Origin of the sequence: Cohnella sp., from assembly GCF_041640265.1 — a bacterium.
Classification (GTDB): domain Bacteria; phylum Bacillota; class Bacilli; order Paenibacillales; family Paenibacillaceae; genus Cohnella.
Map to the genome: position 1 here is coordinate 1 of NZ_JBEQAP010000100.1, position 4,869 is coordinate 4,869.

At 45.7% G+C, this 4,869-nt stretch carries 5 protein-coding genes; 3 read left to right on the forward strand and 2 right to left on the reverse strand.

Annotated elements, in window-relative coordinates; all coding sequences use genetic code 11:
* The first annotated feature begins 337 nt into the window (after positions 1–337).
* Both ACESLK_RS29730 and ACESLK_RS29735 read left to right on the forward strand, forming a co-directional pair.
* The gene (locus ACESLK_RS29730) at positions 338–3,163 is read left to right on the forward strand and encodes a glycoside hydrolase family 3 C-terminal domain-containing protein (RefSeq protein WP_373233470.1); all 2,826 of its coding nucleotides are present in this window, start codon (positions 338–340) and stop codon (positions 3,161–3,163) included.
* Positions 3,164–3,207: 44 nt separating this feature from the next.
* The gene (locus tag ACESLK_RS29735) at positions 3,208–3,510 is read left to right on the forward strand and encodes a Dabb family protein (protein ID WP_373233471.1); all 303 of its coding nucleotides are present in this window, start codon (positions 3,208–3,210) and stop codon (positions 3,508–3,510) included.
* A 62-nt stretch (positions 3,511–3,572) separates the two neighbouring features.
* On the opposite strand, the gene ACESLK_RS29740 is transcribed toward ACESLK_RS29735, so the two are convergent.
* Entirely contained in the window at positions 3,573–3,845 is a 273-nt protein-coding gene (locus ACESLK_RS29740) for a hypothetical protein (RefSeq protein WP_373233472.1), read from the reverse strand.
* 221 nt (positions 3,846–4,066) lie between these two features.
* Between ACESLK_RS29740 and ACESLK_RS29745 the strand changes: the two genes are divergently transcribed.
* Positions 4,067–4,414 carry a helix-turn-helix domain-containing protein gene (locus ACESLK_RS29745; RefSeq protein WP_373233473.1) on the forward strand — a complete coding sequence of 116 codons (348 nt, stop codon included), beginning with the start codon at positions 4,067–4,069 and terminating at the stop codon, positions 4,412–4,414.
* Between the two features lie 16 nt (positions 4,415–4,430).
* Here ACESLK_RS29745 and ACESLK_RS29750 read toward each other — a convergent pair.
* On the reverse strand, positions 4,431–4,869 hold a 439-nt coding region (locus tag ACESLK_RS29750), incomplete at its 5' end, for a sensor histidine kinase (protein WP_373233474.1).

Below are 4,869 nucleotides of genomic sequence, written 5' to 3' on the forward strand. Positions count from 1 at the left end.
TTAACTGCACCAACCCCTTGTCACTTATGGTTACTATCCCTATACCCCATTCAAAGCTTATCCAAGTTATCTGAAATCCTGCGAATAAGCGAGCATACGTGAGATAAACTCATCATACTGAGGGAGTTATGAATATCAATAATTTCTTTCTTTGTATATTGTAAACGAATTCAATAGCTAATTGTGACGGATTTTTTCTCCAATTATCCGGGTACAATCGTTTGATCGCTCATGTTAGAATCGATTCATCTGCGGTTTGATTGCAAAGTGAACCCTTCTGAAGGGTTGTGTATGCGATTTCATAATCGACAAAATATGCAGCTGGGAGCTGAGCTTAATGGCAGAAATCCAACAATTTCCATTCAATAACCCAGATTTGCCGCTTGAAGAAAGAGTGAATGACCTCGTCTCCAGACTGACCCTGAACGAGAAAATCAATCTGATGTGCCAATATCAGGATGAGATACCCCGTCTTGGCATTAAACCCTACAAGCATGGTACGGAAGCAGCCCACGGGATGGCTTGGCTTGGTGAAGCTACCTCCTTCCCGCAGCCAATCGGACTTGCTTGCACGTGGGATACGGAGCTGCTGCGGCGGATCGGGAATGCAATCGGCGATGAGGCTCGCGGCTTCTACAAGAAAAACCCGGCCATTAACGGCTTAACTCTATGGGCGCCAACAGTAGACATGGAACGTGATCCCCGTTGGGGGCGCACCGAGGAGGCATACGGCGAGGATCCCCATCTCACGGGTAAGCTTTCAACTGCTCTCATTCACGGTATTCAGGGGGATCATCCGTTTTATTTGAAAGCGGTCGCCTCCCTCAAGCATTTCATCGGTAACAACAACGAGATCGATCGCGGTGAATGCTCCGTTAGCATCGATCCAAGAAATATGCGGGAATATTACTTGAAGGCTTTCGAAATCCCCTTCAAAGAAGGTAAAGCACAGTCTATGATGACGGCTTACAATTCTGTTAACGGCGTACCTGCGAACCTGAATCCGGACGTGAATCGGATTGTCAAGCAGGAGTGGGGCATGAATGGGTTTGTTGTGAGCGACGCCGGGGATGTACTCGGTACAGTTAACGATCATCACTATGTTGAAACCTATAAAGAAGCTGTGGCGCTAACCATTAAAGCCGGCGTGGATAGCATCACCGACGATCATGACATTTCTAAGCAAGCCATTCGTGACGCTTTGACCGATGGCATGCTGACAGAGAACGATCTTAATGTCGCTCTCACCAACACCTTCCGTGTCCGGATGCGACTGGGAGAATTCGATCCCGATGAACTTAATCCATACGCAGCCATTGATGAGTCAGTAATCCTTCAGCCGGAGCATATTGCACTTTCTCTTGAAGCCGTACGCAAAAGTATTGTGCTGTTAAAGAATACGAAGGATATTCTACCCCTGAACGCGGAGAAGGTTAAAAAGATAGCCGTAATCGGTCCGCTAGGGGGTACCGTCTATCGGGATTGGTACAGCGGCACCCTCCCCTATGCAATAACACCGCTTGAAGGTATCCGTGGAAAGCTTTCTGAAGAACATCAGTTGCGATTTGCGAGCGGCTGCGATCATGTGAAGCTTAAATCCGCCGCGAACGGTCGTTATGTATCTCTTGGAGAAGAAGACAAGCAGCCGCTTCTCGCCATACAGAAATTTGCAGAACATGCGGAAATTTTCGAGATGACGGATTGGGGCTGGGATAGCCATACTTTGATTTCTCATACGAACGGACGTTACCTCACGACTGATGACACCCAAGTGACCGCGTCTTCGGAGCATATTTGGGAATGGTTTACGAAAGAAGTATTCCATGTTCGAGAGAAGGAAAACGGCGATGGGGCCAAGCTGACGACCTGGAATAATCGTCCCATCTCCGTTGATGTTAACACGGGTGCCCTAAAGGTACAGGATCAGACAGCAGCCGAAGCAGAATCCTTTCAAATAGAGAAAGTAATCGATGGGTTAACCGATGCTGTGGATGCTGCTCGCGATGCAGATGCAGCCATCGTATTCGTTGGAAACCACCCTCTGATTAACGGCAAAGAAACCATTGATCGTCCGGATCTCACGCTTGCCGAATCTCAGGACCGTCTCATTAAGGAAGTATTGGCGGTTAACCCGAACACAATCGTTGTTATTGTCGGCAGCTACCCTTACGCCATCAACTGGGTAGATGCCCATATCCCTGCGGTGGTTTATTCCTCTCATGCCGGACACGAGCTTGGAACCGCATTGGCTGACGTGCTTTTCGGAGATTACAATCCAGCTGCCCGTTTGAACATGACCTGGTATCAATCCGTCGACCAGCTAGGCGAATTTATGGATTACGATATTATCAAAAGCGGCAGAACGTATCAATACTTTGAAGGAAAGCCGCTGTATCCGTTTGGCCACGGCCTCTCCTATACTCGCTTTGTGTACAAGGACATTCAAATGGATTCGAACCGTATCTCAGAAGGTGGAACAGTTACCATTAGCTGCTCCATAACCAATGTCGGACCGGTCTTCGGGGAAGAGGTCGTTCAGTTATATACAAGAGCAGGCACTTCTCGAGTGAAGCGCCCGCTCCAACAGCTCCAAGGCTTCAGAAGAGTGGCTATAGAAGCAGGAAAATCAGTAATTGTCTCCTTTAAGCTTCAAGCCGCCGATCTTGTCTTCTGGGATGTATCTCGTGAGAAGTTCTGCCTGGAGAGCGGAGAATATTCAATGATGATTGGAGCTTCCTCCTCTGATATTCGTCAGACCTGTCTCCTAGCTGTCGATGGCGAGGTAATTCCTGCACGTGACTTGCTTCAGGCTACCAGAGCGGTTAACTACGATGATTATGAGGGTGTGATTATTGGAGAAGACACGGAAGGTGGAAACAGTGTTGTTACCCATAAGCCTGACTCCTGGGTCCGTTTCGAGGGCGTCGCTCTTACTAACGATATCAAGTCGTTTAAAGTACGTGCCGCAGGCTCAGCCCGGTCCCGAATCGATTTACGTCTAGACAGCCCTGAGGGGCTGCTAATGGGAAGCATTGAGATCACTGGCGACTGTTCAGCTTGGCAAACGCTAGCCGGTAAAGTTACTACAGTGGCCGGAAATCATCATGTATACTTAGTAATGAGTGGTGATATCAAGCTCAGTTGGTTTCATTTCGAAACGTAAATGCCTATAATTGCATTGGGAAATTTACATGAGGGGGTTAATCTATGGACAAGAATGCTATCGTACATTCGGTTATTTTCAATCTTAAGCACCCTAAAGGATCTGAGGCTGAATCTCGATTCCTTGAAGACGGGCGCACCACACTTACCTCTATACCTGTTGTTAAGAAATTTAATGTTTATCGACAAGTAAGCCCGAAGAACGATTACGCCTTCGGCTTCTCAATGGAGTTCTCAAGTTCGGCTGATTATGAAGCGTATAACGCTCATCCTCTACATGAGCAATTTGTTAAGGAGCGCTGGATTATAGAAGTTGAGCGCTTCCTGGAGATTGATTATCAAATTTGAATGAACCGCAATAAGGAGCCATCCCCTAGTATAGGAGGTGGCTCCTTATTGTATATTTCATGTTATTTCACATTATTGACCGCATTAACCGCAATGACGAATTGCTCGAAGAAAGCATCGTCCTCTTCAAGTCTTTCATCGACTGCCTGAATTTCCTCTTCGCTTCCTGATTCATTCCAGAAATTCAAGGCATAACTCCAATTATTTCTTCCGTTGTTGCTTTGCAAGGTTACCTCATAGGGCTTTTTATGCTCTTCGATTTCGAATTGAACTTGTCCTACATAACCCGTTTCTTCACTGTGACTCATTTTTGCATTAAGTATTTTGACTTTCATCCCTTCACCTCCCTCGCAAAGATACGATTCGTATCAATATAATATACATGATTAAGTTCTTAATCTAGGTGCAGATATATGCATTATACTCATAAAATGAGTTAAAATTTAAATATATATTGTATTTACTACGAGAAAACGGTTCCTAAACACTTGACACGATACATTTTGTATCATAAATTACTTATAGATAGGTTATCTGGTGTCAAGGGGTTATTATTATGAATATGGGACAACGTCTGCGAGAATTGCGACTTCGCCGTAAAATCTCACAGGAAGAAGTCGCCCGCCATATCGGTATCACACGATCAGCCTACAGCCATTATGAAATCAATAACCGGCAACCCGTTTATGAAACACTTATTAAACTGGCTGCGTTTTTCGATGTGTCCTTAGATTATATAATCGGCGGGACACAATCAAAGGCCAAAGCTGAAACTGCGATCACGCAAGACAACAAAGAGATTTTATCCTTGTTTCAAGACATGAATCAAGAGCAAAGAAAGCGATCGATTAATTTAATTAACGATTTAATTCGTCAAGAGCATCGCGCGGACGGCAGCGTGTAGATCGAGGTAAGCCAGTCTATTTCGCCATCGGCAGTCTTATTTCGAACACGCTTCCTCCTTCCGGCGGATTATACGCTTGAATGATCCCTCTATGTAATTCCACGATCTCCTTGGCGATTGAAAGTCCCAAGCCGCTTCCACCCGATGAAGAATGTCTCGACTTGTCTTTCTTGTAGAACCGATCAAAGATATGGGGCAAATCGTCGGGCTGTATACCTGCTCCGCTGTCCGCAACGATTACTTCTACCTCATCGCAACCTTCAAGCACTTTCATGGTGACCGTAATGCTGCCGCCTTTCGGAGTATACCTGATTGCATTGTAGAGCAGGTTGGCGAACACTCGGTCCATCCGATGAATATCAATCGTAATGGCTGATCTCCAAGTAAGTTCACTAACGAGTTTACAATTAAATCGAATTTTCTTTTGTTGCATTTCCAAGCTGTATTGCTCCATT